Annotated in this window: 20 protein-coding genes and 2 tRNA genes; 10 read left to right on the top strand and 12 right to left on the bottom strand. The window is 63.4% G+C overall.

Features of this window, described 5'->3' with window-relative positions:
• Nucleotides 1–203 precede the first annotated feature (203 nt).
• From hda to AC788_RS02550, 3 genes are all read right to left on the bottom strand, one after another.
• Entirely contained in the window at nt 204–908 is a 705-nt protein-coding gene (hda, locus tag AC788_RS02560; protein ID WP_049859062.1) for a DnaA regulatory inactivator Hda, read from the bottom strand.
• 152 nt (nt 909–1,060) lie between these two features.
• Complete coding sequence (locus AC788_RS02555) at nt 1,061–2,134, bottom strand: AI-2E family transporter (protein ID WP_049859061.1); 1,074 nt, start codon at nt 2,132–2,134, stop codon at nt 1,061–1,063.
• Between the two features lie 95 nt (nt 2,135–2,229).
• Nucleotides 2,230–3,273 carry a DUF2066 domain-containing protein gene (locus tag AC788_RS02550; RefSeq protein WP_049859060.1) on the bottom strand — a complete coding sequence of 348 codons (1,044 nt, stop codon included), beginning with the start codon at nt 3,271–3,273 and terminating at the stop codon, nt 2,230–2,232.
• A 245-nt stretch (nt 3,274–3,518) separates the two neighbouring features.
• On the opposite strand from AC788_RS02550, the gene purM reads away from it, so the two are divergent.
• The 5 genes from purM (at nt 3,519) to AC788_RS02525 (ending at nt 8,069) form a co-directional block, all read left to right on the top strand.
• Nucleotides 3,519–4,577 carry a phosphoribosylformylglycinamidine cyclo-ligase gene (gene purM / locus AC788_RS02545; protein WP_049859059.1) on the top strand — a complete coding sequence of 353 codons (1,059 nt, stop codon included), beginning with the start codon at nt 3,519–3,521 and terminating at the stop codon, nt 4,575–4,577.
• Nucleotides 4,577–5,224, top strand: a complete 648-nt coding sequence (purN, locus tag AC788_RS02540; RefSeq protein ID WP_049859058.1) for a phosphoribosylglycinamide formyltransferase — start codon at nt 4,577–4,579, stop codon at nt 5,222–5,224. Before purM ends, purN begins: the two co-directional genes overlap by 1 nt.
• An 8-nt stretch (nt 5,225–5,232) precedes the next feature.
• Complete coding sequence (locus AC788_RS02535) at nt 5,233–5,943, top strand: DUF3108 domain-containing protein (RefSeq protein WP_049859057.1); 711 nt, start codon at nt 5,233–5,235, stop codon at nt 5,941–5,943.
• A gap of 331 nt (nt 5,944–6,274) precedes the next feature.
• Nucleotides 6,275–7,633 (top strand): dicarboxylate/amino acid:cation symporter, encoded by a 1,359-nt coding sequence (locus AC788_RS02530; RefSeq protein ID WP_049859056.1) that lies wholly within the window; start codon nt 6,275–6,277, stop codon nt 7,631–7,633.
• A gap of 253 nt (nt 7,634–7,886) precedes the next feature.
• Nucleotides 7,887–8,069: a hypothetical protein gene (locus tag AC788_RS02525; protein ID WP_049859055.1), complete on the top strand. Its 183-nt coding sequence runs from the start codon at nt 7,887–7,889 to the stop codon at nt 8,067–8,069.
• A gap of 54 nt (nt 8,070–8,123) precedes the next feature.
• Here AC788_RS02525 and AC788_RS02520 read toward each other — a convergent pair whose 3' ends face one another.
• The 7 genes from AC788_RS02520 to AC788_RS02490 form a co-directional block, all read right to left on the bottom strand.
• Complete coding sequence (locus tag AC788_RS02520; RefSeq protein WP_049859054.1) at nt 8,124–8,666, bottom strand: DUF2058 domain-containing protein; 543 nt, start codon at nt 8,664–8,666, stop codon at nt 8,124–8,126.
• Nucleotides 8,667–8,692: 26 nt separating this feature from the next.
• Nucleotides 8,693–9,526 carry a nucleoside triphosphate pyrophosphohydrolase gene (gene mazG, locus AC788_RS02515; RefSeq protein WP_049859053.1) on the bottom strand — a complete coding sequence of 278 codons (834 nt, stop codon included), beginning with the start codon at nt 9,524–9,526 and terminating at the stop codon, nt 8,693–8,695.
• A gap of 37 nt (nt 9,527–9,563) precedes the next feature.
• A complete protein-coding gene (gene relA / locus AC788_RS02510; RefSeq protein WP_049859052.1) occupies nt 9,564–11,807 on the bottom strand; it encodes a GTP diphosphokinase in 2,244 nt (747 codons plus the stop codon).
• 76 nt (nt 11,808–11,883) lie between these two features.
• Nucleotides 11,884–13,275, bottom strand: coding sequence for a 23S rRNA (uracil(1939)-C(5))-methyltransferase RlmD (gene rlmD, locus AC788_RS02505; protein WP_049859051.1), 1,392 nt, complete (start codon nt 13,273–13,275; stop codon nt 11,884–11,886).
• Nucleotides 13,275–14,177 (bottom strand): cysteine synthase CysM, encoded by a 903-nt coding sequence (cysM, locus tag AC788_RS02500; protein ID WP_049859050.1) that lies wholly within the window; start codon nt 14,175–14,177, stop codon nt 13,275–13,277. Before cysM ends, rlmD begins: the two co-directional genes overlap by 1 nt.
• Before the next feature lie 81 nt (nt 14,178–14,258).
• Complete coding sequence (locus AC788_RS02495; protein WP_049859049.1) at nt 14,259–15,620, bottom strand: sensor histidine kinase; 1,362 nt, start codon at nt 15,618–15,620, stop codon at nt 14,259–14,261.
• Nucleotides 15,617–16,336: a response regulator transcription factor gene (locus AC788_RS02490; protein WP_049859048.1), complete on the bottom strand. Its 720-nt coding sequence runs from the start codon at nt 16,334–16,336 to the stop codon at nt 15,617–15,619. Before AC788_RS02490 ends, AC788_RS02495 begins: the two co-directional genes overlap by 4 nt.
• A gap of 199 nt (nt 16,337–16,535) precedes the next feature.
• On the opposite strand from AC788_RS02490, the gene AC788_RS02485 reads away from it, so the two are divergent.
• A complete protein-coding gene (locus AC788_RS02485; RefSeq protein WP_049859769.1) occupies nt 16,536–19,289 on the top strand; it encodes a response regulator in 2,754 nt (917 codons plus the stop codon).
• 50 nt (nt 19,290–19,339) lie between these two features.
• Nucleotides 19,340–19,771, top strand: coding sequence for a hypothetical protein (locus AC788_RS02480; RefSeq protein ID WP_049859047.1), 432 nt, complete (start codon nt 19,340–19,342; stop codon nt 19,769–19,771).
• A gap of 437 nt (nt 19,772–20,208) precedes the next feature.
• On the opposite strand, the gene AC788_RS02475 is transcribed toward AC788_RS02480, so the two are convergent.
• Nucleotides 20,209–20,285, bottom strand: a tRNA-Asp gene (locus tag AC788_RS02475).
• A gap of 19 nt (nt 20,286–20,304) precedes the next feature.
• Nucleotides 20,305–20,380: transfer RNA gene (locus AC788_RS02470), tRNA-Val, on the bottom strand.
• A gap of 161 nt (nt 20,381–20,541) precedes the next feature.
• Here AC788_RS02470 and rdgC point away from each other — a divergent pair.
• The 3 genes from rdgC to sugE all read left to right on the top strand — a co-directional run bounded on the left by rdgC (nt 20,542) and on the right by sugE (nt 23,006).
• On the top strand, nt 20,542–21,462 hold the full coding sequence (gene rdgC / locus AC788_RS02465; RefSeq protein ID WP_049859046.1) for a recombination-associated protein RdgC: 921 nt from the start codon (nt 20,542–20,544) through the stop codon (nt 21,460–21,462).
• A 156-nt stretch (nt 21,463–21,618) separates the two neighbouring features.
• Nucleotides 21,619–22,575 (top strand): bile acid:sodium symporter family protein, encoded by a 957-nt coding sequence (locus tag AC788_RS02460; RefSeq protein WP_049859045.1) that lies wholly within the window; start codon nt 21,619–21,621, stop codon nt 22,573–22,575.
• Between the two features lie 116 nt (nt 22,576–22,691).
• Nucleotides 22,692–23,006, top strand: a complete 315-nt coding sequence (sugE, locus tag AC788_RS02455) for a quaternary ammonium compound efflux SMR transporter SugE (RefSeq protein ID WP_049859044.1) — start codon at nt 22,692–22,694, stop codon at nt 23,004–23,006.
• Nucleotides 23,007–23,142 lie beyond the last annotated feature (136 nt).

Genomic DNA, 23,142 nt, shown 5'->3' with positions numbered 1-23,142 from the left:
TAACGCCCCGTTTTGCAGCCCGGCGTATGGGCGTTTGCACGGTAATGGCCCAAAATCCCCGGAATCATTGGGCGATAAATGGTCGCACATAGCCATCACTGGGACTGGACAGGTATACAGATAAACTGGGTGTGCAAGTTCCGTTAGAACCGAATGGAACATCCATGAAACAGGTCATAGAGCGGTTGAATCGAGTCGCTCGACTACCAGCCCAGCGTTTCCTTGAGGAAGGGGATGGTCAGCTTGCGCTGCGCCTGCAGCGAGGCCTGGTCGAGACGCTCCAGGAGGTCGAACAGCGCGCTCATGCTTCGCGTGCCACGGGTGAGGATGAAATGACCGACCTCGTCGGTCAGGTGCAGACCGCGACGCGACGCACGCAATTGCAGGGCGCGCAGTTTGTCCTCGTCGGACAGCGGACGCATCTGGAAGATCAAGGCCAGGGTCAGGCGGGACTTGAGGTCGGCGAGCTTCACCGGCAGTTCGCGAGGCGAGTGGGAGGCGGCGATTAGCAAGCGGCGGCCGCTGTCGCGCAGGCGGTTGAACAGGTGGAACAGGGCCTCTTCCCATTCCGGCTTGCCGGCCACCACTTGCAGGTCATCCAGGCAGACCAGCTCGTACTGGGCCAGGTCATCGAGAATGCCCACGCCGCGATCGAGCAACTCGGCCAGGGGCAGGTAGACCGCCGGTTCGCCCAGTTGCTCGAAGCGCAGGCAGGCAGCGTGCAACAAATGGGTGCGCCCTACCCCATGCTTGCCCCACAGGTAGATCAGACTTTCGGTCCACCCGGCCTCGGCTTCGCACAGGCGCTCGACGTAGCCGAGTGCCGCAGCATTGGCGCCTGGATAGTAATTGATGAAGGTCGCGTCATCCCGCAGACGCACACCTAGGGGCAGCTGAATCGGTTTCATGCTGGCTGAACAGCCCTGGGATCGAGCTGCAACGGGCCTCAATGTGAAGTGTGCAAAGTCTATACCTGCCCGAGCAGCCGCACAATGCGCAACACTGCTTGATAAATCAACGGTTTACCTGGGCCTGCGAAGGCCCAGGCGGCCGGTCGGGTTCAGAGGTCTGGATCCTCGGACCCGGCATAGATGTCCGATTCCTTGTATAGGTCGTGCATGTGCCGTACCAACACCATGATCACCGCCGCCACCGGCAAGGCCAGCAGCACACCGGTGAAACCGAACAGCTCGCCGCCGGCCAGGATGGCGAAGATCACCGCCACCGGATGCAGGCCGATGCGATCACCCACCAGCAGGGGCGTCAGCACCATGCCTTCGAGCGCCTGGCCGATCATGAACACGGCCACGATGGCAATCAGGTGGAAAGGATCCAGACCGAACTGGAACAGCCCGGCGATGATCGCCGAACCGATGCCGATGACGAAGCCCATGTACGGCACGATGGCCGCGAGCCCCGCCACGACTCCGATCAACAGGCCCAGTTGCAGACCTACCAGCATCAACCCGGTGGCATAGATCACGCCCAGGGCCAACATCACCAGCAACTGCCCGCGCACGAACGCGCCAAGCACCTCGTGACACTCGCCAGCCAGGCGTACGATCTGCCCTTCGCGTTGACGCGGGAGCAGGCTGCGGATCTTCGCCATCATCAGGTCCCAGTCGCGCAGCAGGTAGAACGCCACCACCGGGATCAGCACGAAGTTGGCCAGCCAGGCCATCAGCGCCAGCCCCGAGGCAGTGGCCTGGGACAGGATCACCCCGACCACATCGGTGGTCTGCCCCATGTGGCTGCTGATGGCAGCCTTGATCTGGTCGAATTTCCAGAAGCCTTCGGCCAGACCCAATCGGGTTTGCACCCACGGCAGGGCCGTGTGCTGCAGCCAGTCGAGCATCTGCGGAGCCATCTGGTACAGGCTGACGAGCTGCTTGGCGAGCATGGGGATCACCACCAGCAGCGCCAGCACTAACAGCAGGGTGAACAGAGCGAACACCACCACCACACCCCAGGTCCGCGACAGCTTCCATTTCTCCAGCTTGTCGACCAATGGATCGGCCAGATAGGCCAGCAGGATACCCACCAGGAATGGCGAGAGAATCGGGTGCAGTACATAGAGGAAGACGCAGAGCAGCAACACTGCCCCTAGCCAGAACCAACGGCGCATATCAGTCATCAGGCAGCTCAGCTATATATAGAAGAGATGAAAAGCGGATTCAGTCAGCGAGAAACGAATGCGCCACGAGAGCGGCGGCGCATTTTCTCGACCACTTACCAGCGGAAGTTCAGGTCCGGTGCGGGTTGCGCCGCCGGTACCGGTGCGCCGGGGGCGGCCTGGGCATCGACCGGTAAGACCGGCGCCTGGTACGGCACTTCCTGCAGTTTGGCCAGACCCAGCTGGGCGCGCAGTTGCTCGGCGCTGCCGGTCACGCGATAGACCACCTTGTCGCCATCCACGGTACGCACTCGTGCACCGTAGGATTCAAGCAGGCGACCCATCTGCGCGTAACGCTCCAGGTTCATGCCTTCCACCGCCAGGGTCATTTCGGTGCTGGCGCCGGGTTTGGCAACGAAGCGCGTGGCCAACCGCTGGCTGACGGCCAGGAGCACGGCATCGGCAAGGGCCGCTTGATCCGCGCCCTCGGCCTTGCCCTGCTCACGCTGGTTGCCCAGCCACAGGCGCCAGGTGCCCGACCATTTGCCCTCTTCTTCACGGGCATGTACGGCGAGCAGAGCATCGGCGCCGTAGCGCTCGGAAGCGCTGCGCAACGCTGCCGGATCGCTGGCCTCGATGTTCTGCGCGGTGCCGACGCCCTGCTCGCCGAGATCGGCCAGGGGCAGGCGCAACGGCAGGCCACGATGCTGAGCCGCACGGCGCAGCGGCTCGGCGGCCGATTGCCCGTCGCCGACCAGACTGCTGCCCTCGACGCTGTCGCTCAACCACCAGCCCAGGATCGAGGGACGATTGCTGCCCCATGTCGGCAGGCCGGCCGAGCGCAGGGCATTATCGGTACTGGCAATGTCGAAATCGACCTGCAGCGACTCCGGTGGGCCGGCATCGTAGCCGTACTGGCTGATGATCTGCTGCGGATCCTGGCGCACGCTGGCCAGGCCGGGGTTGGCAATCGCCTTGGCATCGCCGGTCAGGCGCAGCACCAGGGTCTCCAACGCTCGCTGGGTAGCCTGGGTACGTTCCTCGGGCGTCTGGCTGGCCACGGGCTCGCGTACCTGATACAGGTTGCTGATGGTTTCGGCGTGAAGCGGCACGCTCGACAAGGTGATGCAGGTGGCTAGCAGGCAGTGGCGCAGACGCATGGACGTTTCCCGACGGTGATAGCGGATTGAGGCTGTGACCGTACAATCGGCAAAAAGCTCAGTGGTCAATCTCGGCGCCCAATGTAGCATGACCACGCAACCCTTGGCTGCGGCCGACCTGGCGCCGGTATGCGGACAACCATCGAACCGCGCTGGTGACGTTCGGGCAAGCCTGATAAAATCGCGCGCCTTCGTGGATCGACGACGGTCGACTCCCCCGACTCCCTCCTTTAAAGGCCTGGATCATGAGCAATAAACCCTCCGTGAGCTACAAGGACGCCGGTGTAGACATCGACGCCGGTGAAGCATTGGTCGAACGCATCAAAGGCGTCGCCAAGCGCACCGCGCGCCCGGAGGTCATGGGCGGCCTGGGCGGTTTTGGTGCCTTGTGCGAAATCCCGGCCGGCTACAAGCAGCCCGTCCTGGTGTCGGGCACCGACGGCGTGGGCACCAAGCTGCGTCTGGCGCTGAACCTCGACCGCCATGAAAGCATCGGCATCGACCTGGTCGCCATGTGCGTCAACGACCTGGTAGTGTGCGGCGCCGAGCCGTTGTTCTTCCTCGACTACTACGCCACCGGCAAGCTCAACGTCGACACCGCTGCCACCGTGGTCACCGGTATCGGCGCCGGTTGCGAACTGGCCGGCTGCTCCCTGGTGGGCGGCGAGACGGCCGAAATGCCGGGCATGTACGAAGGCGAAGACTACGACCTGGCCGGCTTCTGCGTAGGCGTGGTCGAGAAGGCCGACATCATCGACGGCAGCAAGGTCGCCAACGGCGACGCGCTGATCGCCCTGCCCTCCTCGGGCCCGCACTCCAACGGCTATTCGCTGATCCGCAAGATCATCGAAGTCGCCGGTGCCGACATCGAGAACGTCCAGCTCGACGGCAAGCCGCTGACCGACCTGCTGATGGCACCCACCCGCATCTACGTCAAGCCGCTGCTGCAACTGATCAAGGACACCGGCGCCGTCAAGGCCATGGCCCACATCACCGGTGGCGGCCTGCTCGACAACATCCCGCGCGTTCTGCCAAAAGGTGCCCAGGCCGTGGTCGACGTCGCCAGCTGGCAGCGTCCCGCCGTGTTCGACTGGCTGCAGCAGCAGGGCAATGTCGATGAGCACGAAATGCACCGCGTGCTGAACTGCGGTGTCGGCATGGTCATCTGCGTGACTCAGGCCGACGTCGAGAAGACCTTGTCTTCCCTGCGCAGTGCCGGTGAGCAGCCGTGGGTCATCGGTGAAATTGCCCAGGCCGCCGAAGGCGCCGCTCAGGTCGAACTGAAGAACCTCAAGGCTCACTGATGCCTTCGACCTGTAACGTAGTGGTGCTGCTGTCGGGCACCGGCAGTAATCTGCAGGCGTTGCTGGACAGCATGCAGGCGGGCCACCCCGCCCGCATCGCCGCGGTGATTTCCAATCGCGCCGATGCGCTCGGCCTGCAGCGCGCCCGCGATGCAGGCATCGAGGCACGGGTGCTGGAGCATCAGGGTTTCGCTGATCGCGAAGCCTTCGATGCGGCGCTGATCGATCTCATCGATCAGTACCAGCCGCACCTGGTGGTGCTGGCCGGCTTCATGCGCATTCTCAGCCCGTACTTCGTGCGCCACTATCACGGCCGTCTGCTCAACATCCACCCCTCCCTGCTGCCGCGCTACAAAGGCCTGCATACCCACCGTCGCGCCCTCGAGGCGGGTGATGCCGAGCACGGCTGCAGTGTGCACTTCGTCACCGAGGAACTCGATGGCGGACCACTGGTCGTACAGGCAGTGATTCCGGTACAGTCGACCGACACGCCAGAGACCCTGGCGCACCGGGTGCATGCCCAGGAACACCAGATCTACCCGCTGGCAGTGCGCTGGTTCGCCGAAGGCCGTGTGCGCCTCGACGAACACGGTGCACTGCTCGATGGCCAGCCACTGCCGGCTTGTGGCCATTTGATTCGACCCTAGGAGTTTATATGCGTCGCGCCCTGCTCTTCGCCGCCGCCCTGCTGGCCCTTCCGGTCCATGCCGCAGAGCTCAAGCCTTTTTCCGCCAGCTACACCGCCGACTGGAAGCAGTTGCCCATGAGCGGCACTGCCGAGCGCAGCCTGAGCAAGAACGCCAATGGCGACTGGACCCTGGCGTTCAAGGCCTCGATGATGATCGCCAGCCTGACCGAAGTCAGCACCCTGCGTGTCGATAAAGAGGCCATGCTGCCGGAAACCTACACCTTCGAACGTGGCGGCCTGGGCAAGGCCCGCAAGGTCGACCTGGACTTCGACTGGGCAGCCAAGAAAGTCACCGGTACCGACCGTGGCGATCCGATCAACCTGCCGCTCAACAACGGCGTGCTGGACAAGTCCACTTACCAGCTGGCCCTGCAACACGACGTGGCCGCCGGCAAGAAGAGCATGAGCTATCAGGTGGTCGATGGGGACGAGATCGACACCTACGATTTCCGCGTGCTGGGCACCGAAAAGGTCGAGACCAAGGCTGGTCAGGTCGACGCGATCAAGGTCGAGCGGGTGCGTGACCCCACGCAGAGCAAGCGCATCACCGTGCTCTGGTTCGCCAAGGACTGGGACTACCTGCTGGTGCGCCTGCAACAGGTGGAAACCGATGGCAAGGAATACAACATCATGCTGCTGGACGGCACGGTGGACGGAAAATCGGTGAAAGGCAGCTGAGCAGCTGCATAGCACTGAAACGAAAAGGGCCCTGCTGGGCCCTTTTTTGTGGGCGGATATCCGCCATGCACAGGCCCTTCAGGGGCGACTGGGGCGGATTCCCGCCACTTGTACAGCTATGTGACGACAACCATACCCCTGCCTAGGCCGCAGCCACTCGCGCTATGGCCATCAGTACGCAACTATGGCACGGCACCTGCAATACAGTCGGCAGAGGCCTGCCAATGCGCAACTCGCCCACAACAAATCCCTCCAGACAGGAGGGTTCGTGCTTTAGGTGTCGCGACCACTCCGGAACGGGTGCCAGGCGATACACTTGAGGAACTTGCAAATGACGACTCGTCAGCCACTGTACAAATCGCTGTATTTCCAGGTGATCGTCGCGATCATCATCGGTATCCTGATCGGCCACTTCTACCCTCAGTTCGCGGTCAAGCTCAAGCCTTTCGGCGACGGCTTCATCAAGCTGATCAAGATGGTCATCGCCCCTATCATCTTCTGCACCGTGGTCAGTGGTATCGCCGGTATGCAGAGCATGAAATCGGTCGGCAAGACCGGTGGCTACGCCCTTCTGTACTTCGAAATCGTCTCGACCTTGGCACTGATCATCGGCCTGGTCGTGGTCAACGTGGTCAAGCCGGGTGCCGGCATGCACGTCGACGTATCGACCCTGGATGCCAGCAAGATCGCCAGCTATGTCTCGGCAGGCGCTGACCAGAGCATCGTCGGCTTCATCCTCAACGTGATCCCGAACACCATCGTCGGCGCCTTCGCCAACGGCGATATCCTTCAGGTGCTGATGTTCTCGGTGATCTTCGGCTTCGCCCTGCATCGCCTGGGTGCCTACGGCAAGCCACTGCTAGACCTGATCGATCGCTTCGCGCACGCCATGTTCAACATCATCAACATGATCATGAAGCTGGCCCCACTCGGTGCGTTCGGTGCCATGGCCTTCACCATCGGTGCCTACGGCGTGGGTTCGCTGGTGCAGCTGGGCCAGTTGATGATCTGCTTCTACGTCACCTGCGTACTGTTCGTGCTGCTGGTGCTGGGCGCCATCTGCCGCGCCCACGGCTTCAGCGTGATCAAAGTGATCCGCTACATCCGTGAAGAGCTGATGATCGTTCTGGGCACTTCCTCCTCGGAATCGGCACTGCCACGCATGCTGATCAAGATGGAACGCCTGGGTGCACAGAAATCCGTGGTAGGCCTGGTGATCCCGACCGGCTATTCGTTCAACCTGGACGGTACCTCGATCTACCTGACCATGGCCGCCGTGTTCATCGCTCAGGCGACCGACACCACCATGGACATCACCCACCAGATCACCCTGCTGCTGGTACTGCTGCTGTCCTCCAAAGGCGCCGCCGGCGTCACCGGTTCGGGCTTCATCGTGCTGGCCGCCACCCTGTCGGCCGTAGGCCAACTGCCGGTGGCCGGCCTGGCGCTGATCCTGGGTATCGACCGCTTCATGTCCGAAGCACGTGCACTGACCAACCTGGTCGGTAACGCTGTCGCCACCCTGGTGGTTGCCAAGTGGGTAGGCGAGCTGGACGAGAAAGTCCTGCAGACCGAACTGGCTTCCGGTGGCCGTGGCATCGTCGATGGTCGTCCTGAAGATGATCTGGGCGTGGCCGAAGGCCGCGATCCGGTTCAGGACACCACGACTCAGGGCACTACCCTGCGCTGATCGGCTGTCGAACTGAAAAAACCCATCTTCGGATGGGTTTTTTATTGGATGAAATTTGTTTCACCGCCGTGAACTCGCTGCGACAATCCGCCGCACGGCACGTCGTGCGGGCGTTTGCGGATTGTCTCTAGTTCGGTAAAAAACTGTTGCAGAAATCGTCTGTTTACTTAGCAAGCTACTCAAATCTATAACAAAGACCTGCACACGCCACGTGCAGATATTCGAGGCAGCTATTCGAGACAGGAGCTTTCCCATGACAGTAAAAGTGACCGAACGCGACGAAGCCCACATGTCCCACGAAGGCGTGGCGGCAGGCATCCAGATCTGGGATGTCTATCAACAGGACCTGTTGGTGGGGATGTTCCATAACGAGAACGATGCTCAGAGCTACAAGAACGAACTGGAAACACTCGAAAGCCAACGCGCTTCGAATTGACCGTTCGCCGCGCAAGAAAAACCCCGCTCAGGCGGGGTTTGTCGTTTCAGTGGGTTACCACATCAAGTCGTCCGGAATCTTGTAGGCGGCGTACGGGTCTTCCGCCGAGTCGACTTCTTCGGTCGCCACGTTGAGCATCACGATGCGCTGCGGTGCGCGTTCCTGCACCTTTAGCGCAGCCTCGCGCGGGATAACCTCGTAGCCACCTCCATGCTGGACGATGGCCAGCGAACCGTTGCTCAGCTTGCTGCGCATCAGGTTGTTGACCGACAGACGCTTGACCTTCTTGTCGTCGACGAAGTTGTAGTAGTCCTCGGTGGTCAGCTTGGGCAGGCGGGTCGCTTCGATCAGTTGCTTGACTTGGGCGGCGCGTGCCTTCTCCTCGACCTTCTCCTGCTGCTGGCGATTGAGCTCCTGGTCGCGGCGCGCCTTCTCGGCCATGGCTTCCTGGGCGATGCGCTTCTGCGTGTCGTCGATTTCGACCTGGCCCTTGTTCTCCAGGCGCTTCTGTTTCTGCTTGTCCTTGCTGACTTGCTTGACCTGCTTCTGGTTGACCAGTCCAGCTTTCAACAATTGGTCGCGGAGGGAAAGGCTCATGGTGTTCTGCTCACTTATAAAACGGCTCAGCCACAGCTGGGCAGATTCTGTTCCTGACGTTTGGCCTCGCCCCACAGGGCGTCCATGTCTTCCAGGGTGCAATCTTCGATGTTGCGGTGGGTGTCGCGCAATGCCTGCTCGATGAAACGGAAGCGCCGGTCGAACTTGACGTTGGCGCCGCGCAAGGCGTTCTCCGGATCCACCTTGAGGTGGCGAGCCAGATTGACCACGCTGAACAGCAGGTCACCGATTTCCTCGGCGACTGCCGGTGCATCGTCTGCGGCCATGGCCTGAAGCACTTCGTCCAATTCTTCGCGGACCTTGTCCAGCACCGGCAACGGCCCTGGCCAGTCGAAGCCGACCATCGCCGCGCGCTTCTGCAGCTTGGCTGCGCGCGCAAGAGCGGGCAGCGCGGCAGGTACGTCATCGAGCAGGGACAACTGCTCACCCACCCCGCCTTTTTCCGCGCGCTCCTGGGCCTTGATCTCTTCCCAGCGTTGCTTGACCTGGTGTTCGTCCAGGCGCGGCGTATCCAGCGCGGCGTATAGATCGCCGGTGGGGAACACGTGGGGGTGGCGTCGAATCAGCTTGCGGGTGATACCGTCGACCACGCCGTCGAATTCGAAGCGGCCCTCCTCGCGCGCCAGCTGGCTGTAATAGACCACCTGGAACAATAGATCGCCGAGCTCGCCCTTGAGGTGCTCGAAGTCTTCGCGTTCGATGGCATCGGCCACCTCGTAGGCTTCTTCCAGGGTGAACGGGACGATGCTGGCGTAGGTTTGCTTCACATCCCACGGGCAACCGTGCTGCGGGTCACGCAGCCGGGCCATGAGGTTGAGCAGGTCTTGCAGTGTGTACATGCTCGGACTCGTTGCAGAGGTGTCGGGATCCGCGAATTCACGGCGTGCGGTTACGCCGTGTCTCGATGATGTTCGGCAGCTGCGAGATCCTGCCGAGCAGGCGCCCGAGGGCGTCCAGGCCGGGGATCTCGATGGTCAGCGACATCAGCGCGGTGTTGTCTTCCTTGTTCGAGCGGGTGTTGACCGCCAGCACGTTGATCCGTTCGTTGAGCAGGATCTGCGAGACGTCGCGCAGCAGGCCCGAGCGGTCGTAGGCGCGGATGATGATGTCGACCGGATAGGTCAGCACCGGCACCGGCCCCCAGCTGACCTGGATGATACGTTCCGGCTCGCGACCGCCAAGCTGCAGCACCGAGGCGCAATCCTGGCGGTGGATGCTCACACCGCGCCCCTGAGTGATGTAGCCGACGATGGCATCGCCGGGCAGCGGCTGGCAGCAGCCGGCCATCTGCGTCATCAGGTTGCCCACGCCCTGGATCTGGATATCGCCGCGCTTGCCGGGCTTGTAGCCGGTGGCCTTGCGCGTGACCAGTTCCACCGGCTCGTTGCCGCGCTCGGGCTCGACCAGTTGCTGCGCCGAATTGACCAGATGGGCCAGGCGCAGATCGCCTGCACCCAGGGCGGCGAACATGTCTTCGGCGCCTTTGTGGTTGGCTTTTTCGGCAAGCTGGTCGAAATCCACCTGGGGCAGGCCCAGGCGGCTGAGTTCGCGCTCCAGCAGCGACTTGCCGGCGGCGACGTTCTGGTCGCGTGCCTGCAGCTTGAACCAGTGGACGATCTTGGCCCGCGCCCGGGAAGTGGTGACGTAGCCGAGGTTGGAGTTGAGCCAGTCGCGGCTGGGCGTGCCGTGCTTGCTGGTGATGATCTCGACCTGCTCGCCGGTGTTCAGGCTGTAGTTGAGCGGGACGATGCGCCCGTTGATCTTGGCGCCACGGCAGTTATGGCCGATCTCGGTGTGCACGCGGTAGGCGAAGTCCAGCGGGGTCGCGCCCTTGGGCAGGTCGATGGCGTGGCCGTCGGGGGTGAACACGTAGACCCGGTCAGGCTCGATGTCGACCCGCAACTGGTCGGCCAGGCCGCCGATATCGCCCAGTTCCTCGTGCCATTCCAGCACCTGGCGCAACCAGGAGATCTTTTCTTCGTACTGGTTGGAGGTGGACTTGACGTCGGTGCCCTTGTAGCGCCAGTGCGCGCAAACGCCCAGCTCGGCTTCCTCGTGCATGGCGTGGGTGCGGATCTGCACTTCCAGCACCTTGCCCTCGGGACCGATCACCGCCGTGTGCAGCGAGCGATAGCCGTTTTCCTTGGGGTTGGCGATGTAGTCGTCGAACTCCTTGGGAATGTGCCGCCACAGCGTGTGGACGATCCCCAGCGCGGTATAGCAGTCGCGCATTTCCGGGACCAGCACGCGCACCGCGCGCACGTCGTAGATCTGGCTGAACTCCAGGCCCTTGCGCTGCATCTTGCGCCAGATGGAATAGATGTGTTTCGCCCGCCCACTGATGTCGGCCTTGACCCCGGTCTCGAGCAGCTCGTTGTGCAACTGGCTCATCACCTCGGTGATGAAGCGCTCGCGATCCAGCCTGCGTTCGTGCAGCAGCTTGGCGATCTGCTTGTACTGATCGGGCTCCAGGTAGCGAAACGAGAGGTCTTCGAGCTCCCACTTGATGTGGCCGATGCCCAAGCGATGCGCCAGTGGCGCGTAGATGTCGAACACCTCGCGCGCGACCCGGTTGCGTTTTTCATCGTCGGCGCCTTTCACCGCGCGGATCGCGCAGGTGCGCTCGGCAAGCTTGATCAATGCGACGCGGACATCGTCGACCATGGCGACGAGCATCTTGCGCAGGTTCTCGACCTGCACCTGCGAGCCCAGCACCATGGATTGGCGCGGGCTGAGGCTGGCGCTGATGGCGGCCATGCGCAGCACGCCGTCGATGAGCTTGGACACGGTGCTGCCGAAGCGTCGGCCGACGTCTTCAAGGCTGGCCTTGCCCTCGCGGACGGCCCGGTAGATCACCGCGGCCATCAATGAATCCTGGTCGAGCTTGAGATCGGCGAGGATCTCGGCGATCTCCAGGCCCGCCTGGAAACAGGAGGTGCCGTCGGCCCAGGAGTGCTGGGCCGGGTTGCCCTGCAGCTCGGCGGCCTGGGCGAATTCACAGGCCTGCTTCAGGGCTTCGCGATCCAGCACCAGATCGACGCTGACGATATGATCCAGCCATGCATCGAGATTGATACTGCCGTCCGTATTGATCGGCTGGTGTGCTCTCACCTGTACCATGTTGCTTACCTTTCCCTACAACACGCCGAAGCGCATCAACAGTCGCTGGCTATGACCGATGCTGGGCCGGCATCGATCAGGCGTTTCGCGCGCCAGTCGGATTGGACGGGCCGTCCTGGCCCGCTTCAAATAACGCCATGGCCTCGACATGCGCGGTCTGCGGAAACATGTCGAGGATCCCGGCTCGTTTTAGCCTGTAGCCCTGCCTCAACAATTCGACCGTGTCGCGGGCCAAAGTTGCCGGGTTACAGGAGACATACACCAAGCGTTGCGCACCCAGCGCACGGATCGTGCGCACCACCTCGAACGCGCCATCTCGGGGTGGATCCAAGAGTACCGCAGAAAAACCCTCGCGGGCCCACTCGGCGGCGTCCAGAGGCTGCGACAGGTCGCTCTGGTAAAAGTCAGTGTTATGCAAATTGTTGCTGGCGGCGTTGTCGGCAGCCCGCTGCACCATGGCCGCGACCCCTTCGACAGCCACCACCTCACGCGAGCGCTGGGCCAGCGGCAAGGCGAAGTTGCCCAGCCCGCAGAACAGGTCAAGGACCCGCTCCTGGGGGGTGGGCGCCAGCCAGTCCAGGGCCTGCGCGATCATCGCATCGTTGACCGCCGCATTGACCTGGACGAAGTCGCCCGGCCGGTAGGCCAGCTCAAGGTTCCAGGGCGCCAGGGCGAAACCCAGCGAGGCGTCCGCCTGCACGGGCGATGGCTCGACTTCGCCCTGCAGCCACAGTTGCAGGTTCGCGGCGGCGCAGAAAGCCTGCAGCGCTTGCAAGTCAGTATCAGCCAGCGCCGCAGTGTGGCGAAGCAGCAGCGCCAGTGAAGTCCCTGCGTACAGCTCGACGTGGCCGAGCACCTGGGGCTTGGCAAAGCTGCGCAGCAGCGTCGGCAGCTGTTCGACGACCGGTTGCAGGGCAGGCACCAGCACCTGGCATTGGGTGATGTCGACGATGTCCTGGCTCGCCGCCGCGCGGAATCCCACCGCCAGGTGACGGGCCTTGGGGTCCCAGCGCACGGCCAGCCGAGCACGACGGCGATAGCCCAGCTCGGGCCCGCTCAGCGGCGCCGCCCATTCCTGCGGCTCGATGCCGGCCACGCGCGACAGTTGCTCGGCGAGCAGGCGCTGCTTGAGGGCCAACTGCTGATCATGGGGCAGGTGCTGAAGGCTGCAGCCACCACAGGTGCCGAAATGCGGGCACGGCGCCGAGCGGCGCAGCTCGCTGGCGACCAGCACGCGCTCGCAACGCGCTTCGACGATCTTGCCGTGGGCATTGAGCACCCGGGCCTCGACCTGCTCACCGGCCAGGGCGCCGCTGACGAACCAGGTGCGCCCTTCGAAAAAGGCGATCCCGCGTCCGTCGCTGGCCAGGCGTTCGATCGGCAAGCGCTGTTTCTTGCCGGTCGGCACTTGCGGCGCACGGGTTCCGCCTGTCGGCTGGAAGCGCAGGCCCGGTTTGGTTCTGGCCATCAGTTGGATGCGTCGAAGATGCCGCTGGACAGGTAGCGATCACCGCGATCGCAGATGATCGCGACGATGACCGCATTGCTCACTTCCCGCGACAGGCGCAGCATGCCCGCCACTGCGCCACCGGACGACACGCCGCAGAAGATGCCTTCTTCACGGGCCAGACGGCGGGTCATGTCCTCGGCTTCCTGTTGCGCCATGTCGATGATCCGGTCGACCCGGTCGGCCTGATAGATGCGTGGCAAATACTGTTCCGGCCAGCGACGGATACCTGGAATGGCGGCGCCTTCCATGGGTTGCAGGCCGACGATCTGCACCGCTGGGTTCTGCTCCTTGAGATAGCGCGAGGTGCCCATGATGGTGCCGGTGGTGCCCATGGAACTGACGAAATGGGTCACGGTACCTGCGGTCTGCTGCCAGATCTCGGGGCCGGTGCTGCGATAGTGGGCCTCGGGGTTGTCGCCGTTGGCGAACTGGTCGAGGAGCTTGCCGCGCCCTTCGCTCTGCATGCGTTCGGCCAAGTCGCGTGCGCCTTCCATGCCTTGCTCGCGGCTGACCAGGATCAGCTCGGCGCCATAGGCGGTCATCGCAGCCTTGCGTTCGGCCGTGGAGTTGTCGGGCATGATCAGGATCATCTTGTAGCCCTTGATCGCCGCGGCCATGGCCAGGGCGATGCCGGTATTGCCGGAGGTCGCTTCGATCAGGGTGTCGCCGGGCTGGATCTGCCCACGTTCTTCGGCGCGGCTGATCATCGACAGCGCCGGGCGGTCCTTCACGGAACCGGCCGGGTTGTTGCCTTCCAGCTTGAGCAGCAAGGTGTTGCTGGTCTCACCGGCCAGGCGCTGCAGGCGCACCAGCGGCGTGTTGCCGACGCAGTCGGCGATCGTTAGGTACTGCGGGGTCATGGCGTATTCGCAATCCGGACTGCGGGGGTCGCCTATCATACCGGCAAACGCCGGATACCCATATCACGCAAAGTGCGCACCTTATAGCGTGAAAGCATAAGCAGCCGGCAAGCGCATGTTCAGCCGCAGGCCACGCGCGGTATTCTGCGCCCACAATGCACCGCCCTGGCGGGTCAGGGCATTGCGCGCAATGCTCAGCCCGAGGCCGAATCCCCCGTCGCCGGGCCGCGATCCGTCGAGGCGCGTGAAGGGATCGAAAATTCTCTGCAGGTCCGCCTCGGCGACACCACCGCCCTCGTCTTCCAGCCACAACAGCCAGTGATCGCCATCACGCTGACCACTCAAGGTCACGCGACCGCCGCTGGGCGAGTGACGAATGGCATTGCGCAAGCCGTTTTCCAGCGCCTGGGCCAGGCTGTCGAGATTGCCCTGCACCCAGCAATCGGCGTCGACTTCGCAGTGCAGTTGGCGGGCCGGCCACTGGCTTTCGAAGCAGGCATTCTCCGCCAGCATGTCCCACAGTGCCTGCACCTGGATCGCTTCGCTGGCCAGCGGCGCGCGCTCGGCATCCAGCCACGCCAGTTGCAGGGTATCTTCGACCAGACGCTGCATGCCGTCGATCTCGCGACTCAGCCGTTCGCGCAGGCGCTGCTCATCGAGCTCACCTTCGCAGGCCACGCGCAGGCGGCTCAGGGGTGTGCGCAGCTCGTGGGACAGGTCACGCAGAATCTGCTGCTGCAGGGCAACGGTGCCTTGCAGCCGCTCGGCCATGTGGTCGAAGGCGCGTCCCAGTTCACCGAGCTCATCGCTGCGGGCAGTGGTGTTCGCGCTCAGGCGGGCGTTGAGCTGATCGGCACGCCAGGCGTTGGCCTGCTCACGCAGTTGGTTCAGAGGGACGATGAGCATGCGGTACAGCCCGATGCACAACAGCAGGGTGAACACGCCGGGAACCAGCGCGTTGGTCAGCAACGCCCACAACCAGGCGTGCCGGCCGGGTGTGAAGCGCTCGGGCAGGGCCATTACCAGGCTGCCCTGCTCCGGATGCTCGATGAAAGGGATCTGCATCCAGGGCGCGCCCCGCGAACGGCGACTCATGGGCATCTCCAGATGGCGCAGGAACGTCAGGCGCTGCTGTTGTACAGCGTCCAGTGGTCGACTGCTCAAGGAAGTGAGATCAGCCCCCACCACGGCGATGAAACCAGGCTCGCTCGCCGACATCCGCGCAAGCCAGGCATCGACCCCAGCCCGTCCACCTTGCCCATGGGCCTGCTCGGCCGCTGCCGCGTACTGGCGTAAGGCATGCCGTGCGTCGGCGCTCAGGTAGGCGTTGCGCTCCTGCAGGTACTGGCCCCAGTACCAGCTCAGCCAGATCATCAGCAGGCAGAACGCGACCAGCAGTATCGACAGTTTCCAGAACACCGAGTGGCGATGGGGCAGTTTCATGCCTCGCCGCCGCCGAACAGGTAGCCCTTGCCCCACACCGTGCGCAGTTGCTGGCGCTGGTAGCCCAGCGCCTTGAGCTTGCGGCGTATCTGGCTGACATGCATGTCCAGGCTGCGATCGTGCTGCGAATAGCCGCGCTGCAGCACATGCTGATAAAGGAAGGCCTTGCTCAGCACTTCCTCGCGCTGACGGTGCAGGGTATCGAGCAGACGGTATTCGCTAGGCGTCAGCCCCGCCGGCTGGCCGTTGACCAACACATCGGCACTGCGCTCGCAGAACTGCAGCTCGCCCTGTTGCGCCACGCCCTCTCGCGGCTGCACGCGCAGACGCTCCATGGCTACCCGGCGCAGGATGGCTTCCACGCGCACCTGCAGCTCGGCCATGCTGAAGGGCTTGGGCAGGTAGTCGTCGGCACCGCGACGGAAGCCGCTGATGCGATCGGCCTCGGCGCCCAGCGCCGACATCAGAATCACCGGGGTGGCCGAGCTGCGACGCAGGGCGTACAGCACATCCAGGCCGTTCATGCCCGGCAGCAGGATGTCCATCAGCACCACGTCGAACTGGTTTCGCTCGGCCAGCGCCAGCCCTTCGCGGCCGTTCTGGCACCAGGTCACTTGAAAGCCGCAGCGCCCGAGCTGCTCATTAACGTAGCTGCCCAATACCTGGTCGTCTTCGATGGCCAGGATGGTATGGGCGCCTGCTTGGACGGGATTCATTTTCGCCTGCTAGTGGGTGTCATTCTCAAGTGCGGATTATTGGAGATCACGCCGCAGCAGGCAACCTTTGCTGATCGCTGTTCGCCCACTGACCGCGTCGCACTGCCCTCTGGGGTCCGCCGTCGGTGCGCGTGACTGGCGCATCGTCCCGCCCCCCTGTATTTTCCCCCTATTGCTCAGTCAGAAAGGCGCCTACGGCGTGTTGAAGAAACTCGGTATCAAAAGCCGCGTGCTGTTACTTGCGCTCACGCCGGCCACTTGCATGGCGCTGATTCTGGGCGGCTATTTCACCTGGATGCAGCAGTCCGACCTGCAGCGCCAGTTGCTGCAACGCGGCGACATGATCTCCGAACAGCTGGCGCCGCTGGCGGCACCGGCGCTGGTGGCCAAGGACCGCGAGCGGCTGGAACGCATCGCCGCGCAATCCCTGGAGCTGACCGACGTGCGCTCGGTGACCTTCCTGGGCGCAGACCGGACCCTGCTCGCCCACGCCGGGCCCATGATGCTCAACGCCGTGCCCATCGGTAACAGCACCCACTCGCTGCAACGCAGTGGCTTCGATGCGACACGCTACCTGATGCCGGTGTTCGGCCGCCACCGCGACCTGGCCAGTGACGAGGTGCCTGCCGAGGTCGACCACCTGCTGGGCTGGGTCGAGCTGGAGCTTTCCCACGATGGCACCCTGCTGCGTGGTTACCGCAGCCTGTTCGCCAGCCTGCTGCTGATTCTGACCGGTCTGAGCATCACCGCATTGCTGGCGGCGCACATGAGCCGCAGCATCAGTGCGCCGATTCGGCAGATCAAGGACACCGTGACCCAGATCAAGGACGGCAACCTGGAAAGTCGCGTGCCGGCCATGGGCAGCCACGAGATGGACGCCCTCGCGGCTGGCATCAACCGCATGGCCGAAACCCTGCAGGACGCCCAGGAAGAACTGCAGCACAGCATCGACCAGGCTACCGAAGACGTCCGGCAGAACCTGGAAACCATCGAAATCCAGAACATCGAGCTGGACCTGGCGCGCAAGGAAGCGCTGGAAGCGAGCCGGATCAAGTCCGAATTCCTCGCCAACATGAGTCACGAGATCAGGACGCCACTGAACGGCATTCTGGGCTTCACCCACCTGCTGCAGAAAAGCGAGTTGACCCCGCGCCAGCTGGATTACCTGGGCACCATCGAAAAATCCGCAGACAGCTTGCTGGGCATCATCAACGAGATCCTCGATTTCTCCAAGATCGAGGCCGGCAAGCTGGTGCTCGACAACATTCCCTTCAATCTGCGCGATCTGCTGCAGGACACCCTGACCATCCTGGCGCCGGCCGCCCATGCCAAGCAGCTCGAACTGGTCAGCCTGGTCTATCGCGATACGCCGCTGTCGCTGATCGGCGACCCGCTGCGGCTCAAGCAGATCCTGACCAATCTGGTGAGCAACGCCATCAAGTTCACCCGCGAGGGCACGATCGTCGCCCGCGCCATGATGGAAGACGAGAGCGAAGACGGTGTGCAGTTGCGCATCAGTGTGCAGGACACCGGCATCGGCCTGTCCGGCCAGGACGTGCGGGCGTTGTTCCAGGCATTCAGCCAGGCCGACAACTCACTGTCGCGGCAGCCTGGCGGCACCGGTCTGGGGCTGGTGATCTCCAAGCGACTGGTCGAACAGATGGGCGGCGAGATCGGGGTCGACAGTGCTCCGGGCGAGGGTTCGGAGTTCTGGATCAGCCTCAACCTGCCCAAGGCTCGCGACGACGCCGAGGACTTGCCGTCTGCGCCCCTGCTCGGCCGTCGCATCGCCATCGTCGATGGCCATGAACTGGCGCGGCAGGCCTTGCAACACCAGCTCGAAGACTGCGGTCTGGACGTGACCGACTTCAAGTCGCTGGACAAGCTGGTGCTGGCCACCCATGCCGCACGGCAGGCGGGCCAGCCGCTGGACCTCGCGGTGCTGGGCATCACCGCCCACGAGATTTCGCCGGAACGCCTGGCCGTGCAGATCCGCGAGATCGAACAGAGTGGCTGTCAGGTGCTGGTGCTGTGCCCCACCACCGAGCAGGCCCTGTTCCACGCCGCGGTCCCCAACGCCGACCGCCAGCTGCAGGCCAAACCCAGCTGCACGCGCAGGTTGCGTCGCGCGCTGGCCGACCTGATCAACCCCAAGCAACTGCGCTACGAAAGTCCCGAGAACAGCGGCGAGCGCGCGCCGCGCGTACTGTGCGTGGATGACAATCCGGCCAACCTGCTGCTGGTGCAGACCCTGCTCGAAGACCTGGGTGCCGAAGTGCGCGCGGTGGACAACGGCGCAGCGGCGATCAAGGCGGTACAGGAAGGCGGGCTCGACCTGGTGCTGATGGACGTGCAGATGCCGGAAATGGACGGCCGCGAAACCACCGAGCGCATTCGCGTATGGGAGAGCGCCCAGCTCGGCGCTGCATTGCCCATCGTGGCGCTGACCGCCCACGCCATGGCCAATGAGAAGCGCGCCTTGCTGCAGAGCGGCATGGATGACTACCTGACCAAACCCATCAGCGAACGGCAGTTGGCGCAGGTCGTGCTGAAATGGACGGGGATGGCGTTGAACCCGCAGGCGTTGGACAAAACGGCTGAGCAGCCGTTGGATACCAATACCCTGCAGGTGCTCGATGCCGCCGAGGGCCTGCGGTTGGCGGCCGGCAAGGCCGACCTGGCTGCCGACATGCTGGCAATGCTGCTGGCCTCGCTGCAGGCCGATCGCGAAGCCATCCAGTTGGCGCGGATAAACGCCGATCAGAATGCCATGATCGAGCGCGTGCATCGGCTGCACGGTGCGACCCGCTATTGCGGCGTACCGCAGTTGCGCGCGGCGTGCCTGCGCAGTGAGACGCTGCTCAAGCAGAACGATCCGGCGGCCCTGTCTGCGCTCGACGAACTGGACGAGGCCATCGTGCGGCTCGAGGAGCAGGCCCGGGCGATGGCCTGAGGCCGCACCATGACCGGCGTGCTAGCATGTCGCGTCTATTTGGAGGACCCATGGTCGAACACGATTTCCGCTTCAGCTTGCTCAACCCCCAGCACACCCTGATCGAGTGCCGCGCGCTGATGCCCGGCCGCTACCAGGTCACCGGCAACGGCGGCTCGATCCACAACGGCGACACCCTGCTGGTGACCCTCAAGGGCAGCAAGGACCTGTCCATGCGCTTGGTGGTGGAAAAGGTCCGTCACCTGATCAACCCGCCCGGCCAATGGGTGGCAGTGGCCACCGGCCCGGTGTTCGGCGAGCTGGCGATCCATCAATGGAAGGTCAACTGCGACAGCTGCGGCAAGGTGCTCGACTTCGAGTTCGCGGTGGATGCCAAGCTCGGCACCAAGGCGCAGAAACCGGCGGCGGAAGCCCGCATTGCCGAGCTGGGTTGGAGCACTGCCAACGGCAAGCACCTGTGCCGTCAGTGCAAGGTGGCTTGAGCGGGTTGATGGTGTTTGCCTGATTCAACGCGATGGGCCTGGATCCGGATTGCGCTGTACCTGATCGATTGCGGTGCGGCCGGACGCGGCTTGCGCATACCCTGTAGCAGCGGCGCGAGCCGCGTCATCGGTGCTTGCGGTGTATCTGGATGAACGCGGTGCGGCCGGACGCAGCTTGCGCATACCCTGTAGCAGCGGCGCGAGCCGCGTCATCGGTGCTTGCGGTGTATCTGGATGAACGCGGTGCGGCCGGACGCGGCTTGCGCCGCTGCTACAGGGGCGCGGTGTCGGTGGGGGTGGCGGGCATCGATGCTTGCGGTGTATCGGGATAAATGCGGTGCAGCCGGACGTGACAGAAATCGCAGGCACAAAAAAAGCGACCCTAAGGTCGCTTCTCTTGTGCTTCAGAGAGTTCAAGGGCTCTGAAGCGGAATTAATGGCGCAGCGGACGGGACTCGAACCCGCGACCCCCGGCGTGACAGGCCGGTATTCTAACCGACTGAACTACCGCTGCGCGTAACACTGAGAGAGATTGGTGGGTGATGACGGGATCGAACCGCCGACCCTCTGCTTGTAAGGCAGATGCTCTCCCGGCTGAGCTAATCACCCTTTGTCTCTCGGTGTGGCGCGCATTCTACGGAGCGACCCAAACTCTGGCAAGCACTTTTTCAAAAAAATTTTCGAGCGCTTCCAAACACTTAGCACAGGGATGGCGTCAGCTCCGCACACGGAGAATAATGCCCCCCTAATGTTGAGGAGTGCTTCACCCCATGTGGTTCAAAAACCTGCTTGTCTATCGTCTTACCCAGGATATCCCTTTCGACGCCGAGGCTTTGGAAACCGCACTGGCCAGCAAACCAGCACGCCCCTGCGCCAGCCAGGAACTGACCACCTACGGTTTCGTCGCGCCGTTCGGCAAGGGTGAGGATGCGCCGTTCGTTCATGTCAGCCAGGACTTCATGCTGATCGCCGCACGCAAGGAAGAGCGCATCCTGCCGGGTAGCGTGGTGCGCGATGCGGTCAAGGAAAAGGTCGAGGAGATCGAGGCCGAGCAGATGCGCAAGGTCTACAAGAAGGAACGCGACCAGATCAAGGACGAGATCATCCAGGCCTTCCTGCCCCGCGCCTTCATCCGCCGCTCGTCGACCTTCGCCGCCATCGCGCCCAAGCAAGGGTTGATCCTGGTCAACTCGGCTAGCCCCAAGCGTGCCGAAGACCTGCTGTCGACCCTGCGCGAAGTGATCGGTACCCTGCCGGTGCGTCCGCTGACCGTGAAGATTGCGCCGACCGCGACCATGACCGAGTGGGTCAAGACCCAGAAAGCCGCCGACGACTTCTATGTGCTGGATGAATGCGAGCTGCGCGATACCCATGAAGACGGCGGCATCGTGCGCTGCAAGCGTCAGGACCTGACCAGCGAGGAAATCCAGCTGCACCTGAGCACTGGCAAGCAGGTCACCCAGCTGTCGCTGGCCTGGCAGGACAAGCTGTCGTTCGTGCTGGACGACAAGATGGTGGTCAAGCGTCTGAAGTTCGAGGAACTGCTGCAGGACCAGGCCGAAGAGGACGGTGGCGAGGAAGCGTTGGGGCAGTTGGACGCCAGCTTCACTCTGATGATGCTGACCTTTGGCGAATTCCTGCCGGCCTTGTTCGAGGCCTTGGGTGGCGAAGAGCTGCCGCAGGGGATTTGATCTGCAGTAACTGCTGTGGCTCGGTAGGTGGGAGTGGTGTTTGGCCGGGAACCGGGGGCTGTGTTGTATCTGGTGGACCGTAGTGCGGCTTTCGCGGGCAGAGCCCGCTCCCACAGGGGGCCGACATGTTGAATCTATATAAGAAGGAACTACACCATGCGCGCCTTGGCCGCTTTGAGTCGCTTTGTCGGCAATACCTTTGCCTATTGGGTGTTGTTGTTCGCCGTCCTGGCGTTTCTGGTGCCTGAATGGTTCATCGGTCTCAAGCCGTTGATCGTGCCGCTGTTGGGCTTGGTCATGTTCGGCATGGGCCTGACCCTCAAGCTCGACGATTTCGCCGAAGTCGGTCGCCATCCATGGCGCGTGGCCCTGGGTGTGGTGGCGCATTTCGTGATCATGCCGGGCGTCGCCTGGCTGCTGTGTCAGGCGTTCCACCTGCCGCCGGAAATCGCCGTCGGGGTGATTCTGGTCGGGTGCTGCCCGAGCGGCACCTCGTCCAATGTGATGACCTGGCTGGCCAAGGGCGACCTGGCCCTGTCGGTGGCAATTGCAGCGGTGACTACCCTGCTCGCTCCGTTGCTCACCCCGGCGCTGATCTGGCTGCTGGCTTCGGCGTGGTTGCCGGTATCGTTCATGGGGATGTTCTGGTCGATCCTGCAACTGGTGATGCTGCCGATCGTGCTCGGCGTGCTCGCGCAGAAACTGCTGGGCGCACGGGTGCAGGTGGCCGTCGATGTGCTGCCGCTGGTGTCGGTGGTCAGCATCGTGCTGATCGTCTGCGCGGTGGTCGCGGCCAGCCAGGCACGCATCGCCGAGTCGGGATTGCTGATCATGGCGGTGGTGATTCTGCACAACAGCTTCGGCTTTGTGCTGGGTTACTTCACTGGCAAGGTGTTCAAGCTGCCACTGGCGCAGCGCAAGTCGCTGGCGCTGGAAGTGGGCATGCAGAACTCCGGCCTGGGTGCGGCGCTGGCCAGCGCGCACTTCTCGCCGCTGGCAGCGGTGCCCAGCGCGTTGTTCAGTGTCTGGCACAACATTTCCGGGGCGCTGCTCTCGACTTATTTCCGCCGCATGGAAGGGACCGAGCCTGGTGGATTGAAGACCGACCCTTGATCCGCTGCACTTGATCCATCGCCCAAGGATGGGCAACATAGTGTTCGGCGCCGGGACGACCCGGCGCTCTCTTTCCTGCAAACGGGGACGACCCCATCTTCGATGAGGGTTTTTCCATGTCCTGGTTTCTGTTGTTTCTCGCCGGTCTTTTCGAAGTGTGCTGGGCCATTGGCCTCAAGTACACCGATGGCTTCAGCCGTCCCCTTCCCACTGTGTTGACCGTGGCCGCCATGGCGGCAAGCCTGGGCCTGCTCGGCCTGGCCATGCGCGAGCTGCCGCTGGGTACGGCCTATGCGATCTGGACCGGTGTCGGTGCGGTGGGTACGGTGATCGCCGGAATCGTGCTGTTTGGCGAGTCGATGGCGTTGATGCGGATGATCAGTGTGGGTCTGATCATCCTGGGGCTGGTGGGTTTGAAGGTCAGCACCTGACCCTGGGATCTTCTGTAGGAGCGGTCGTCGGCCGCGAACCTGACACTGCGGTGCATTAGACAATCCGCAGCGCCCTGTTCGCGGCCACTGACCGCTCCTACGGGATATAACAATGCCGGCGAGCCCTCTGCCCGCG

It is taken from the genome of Pseudomonas sp. RIT-PI-a (assembly GCF_001187875.1).
Lineage (GTDB): Bacteria > Pseudomonadota > Gammaproteobacteria > Pseudomonadales > Pseudomonadaceae > Aquipseudomonas > Aquipseudomonas coleopterorum.
The sequence above is the reverse complement of the archived record's forward strand: the minus strand, read 5'-3'. Positions and strand labels throughout refer to the sequence as shown.

What these genes read in the sequence shown, in the direction of transcription:
- cysM (WP_049859050.1), bottom strand. Translation starts at nt 14,177, where the DNA reads ATGACCCCGCAGTACCTAACGATCGCCGACTGCGTCGGCAACACGCCG.
- sugE (WP_049859044.1), top strand. Translation starts at nt 22,692, where the DNA reads ATGTCCTGGTTTCTGTTGTTTCTCGCCGGTCTTTTCGAAGTGTGCTGG.
- rdgC (WP_049859046.1), top strand. Translation starts at nt 20,542, where the DNA reads ATGTGGTTCAAAAACCTGCTTGTCTATCGTCTTACCCAGGATATCCCT.
- AC788_RS02535 (WP_049859057.1), top strand. Translation starts at nt 5,233, where the DNA reads ATGCGTCGCGCCCTGCTCTTCGCCGCCGCCCTGCTGGCCCTTCCGGTC.
- AC788_RS02550 (WP_049859060.1), bottom strand. Translation starts at nt 3,273, where the DNA reads ATGCGTCTGCGCCACTGCCTGCTAGCCACCTGCATCACCTTGTCGAGC.
- AC788_RS02480 (WP_049859047.1), top strand. Translation starts at nt 19,340, where the DNA reads ATGGTCGAACACGATTTCCGCTTCAGCTTGCTCAACCCCCAGCACACC.
- AC788_RS02555 (WP_049859061.1), bottom strand. Translation starts at nt 2,134, where the DNA reads ATGACTGATATGCGCCGTTGGTTCTGGCTAGGGGCAGTGTTGCTGCTC.
- relA (WP_049859052.1), bottom strand. Translation starts at nt 11,807, where the DNA reads ATGGTACAGGTGAGAGCACACCAGCCGATCAATACGGACGGCAGTATC.
- AC788_RS02520 (WP_049859054.1), bottom strand. Translation starts at nt 8,666, where the DNA reads ATGAGCCTTTCCCTCCGCGACCAATTGTTGAAAGCTGGACTGGTCAAC.
- AC788_RS02460 (WP_049859045.1), top strand. Translation starts at nt 21,619, where the DNA reads ATGCGCGCCTTGGCCGCTTTGAGTCGCTTTGTCGGCAATACCTTTGCC.
- mazG (WP_049859053.1), bottom strand. Translation starts at nt 9,526, where the DNA reads ATGTACACACTGCAAGACCTGCTCAACCTCATGGCCCGGCTGCGTGAC.
- AC788_RS02525 (WP_049859055.1), top strand. Translation starts at nt 7,887, where the DNA reads ATGACAGTAAAAGTGACCGAACGCGACGAAGCCCACATGTCCCACGAA.
- purN (WP_049859058.1), top strand. Translation starts at nt 4,577, where the DNA reads ATGCCTTCGACCTGTAACGTAGTGGTGCTGCTGTCGGGCACCGGCAGT.
- purM (WP_049859059.1), top strand. Translation starts at nt 3,519, where the DNA reads ATGAGCAATAAACCCTCCGTGAGCTACAAGGACGCCGGTGTAGACATC.
- AC788_RS02530 (WP_049859056.1), top strand. Translation starts at nt 6,275, where the DNA reads ATGACGACTCGTCAGCCACTGTACAAATCGCTGTATTTCCAGGTGATC.
- hda (WP_049859062.1), bottom strand. Translation starts at nt 908, where the DNA reads ATGAAACCGATTCAGCTGCCCCTAGGTGTGCGTCTGCGGGATGACGCG.
- AC788_RS02495 (WP_049859049.1), bottom strand. Translation starts at nt 15,620, where the DNA reads ATGAAACTGCCCCATCGCCACTCGGTGTTCTGGAAACTGTCGATACTG.
- AC788_RS02490 (WP_049859048.1), bottom strand. Translation starts at nt 16,336, where the DNA reads ATGAATCCCGTCCAAGCAGGCGCCCATACCATCCTGGCCATCGAAGAC.
- rlmD (WP_049859051.1), bottom strand. Translation starts at nt 13,275, where the DNA reads ATGGCCAGAACCAAACCGGGCCTGCGCTTCCAGCCGACAGGCGGAACC.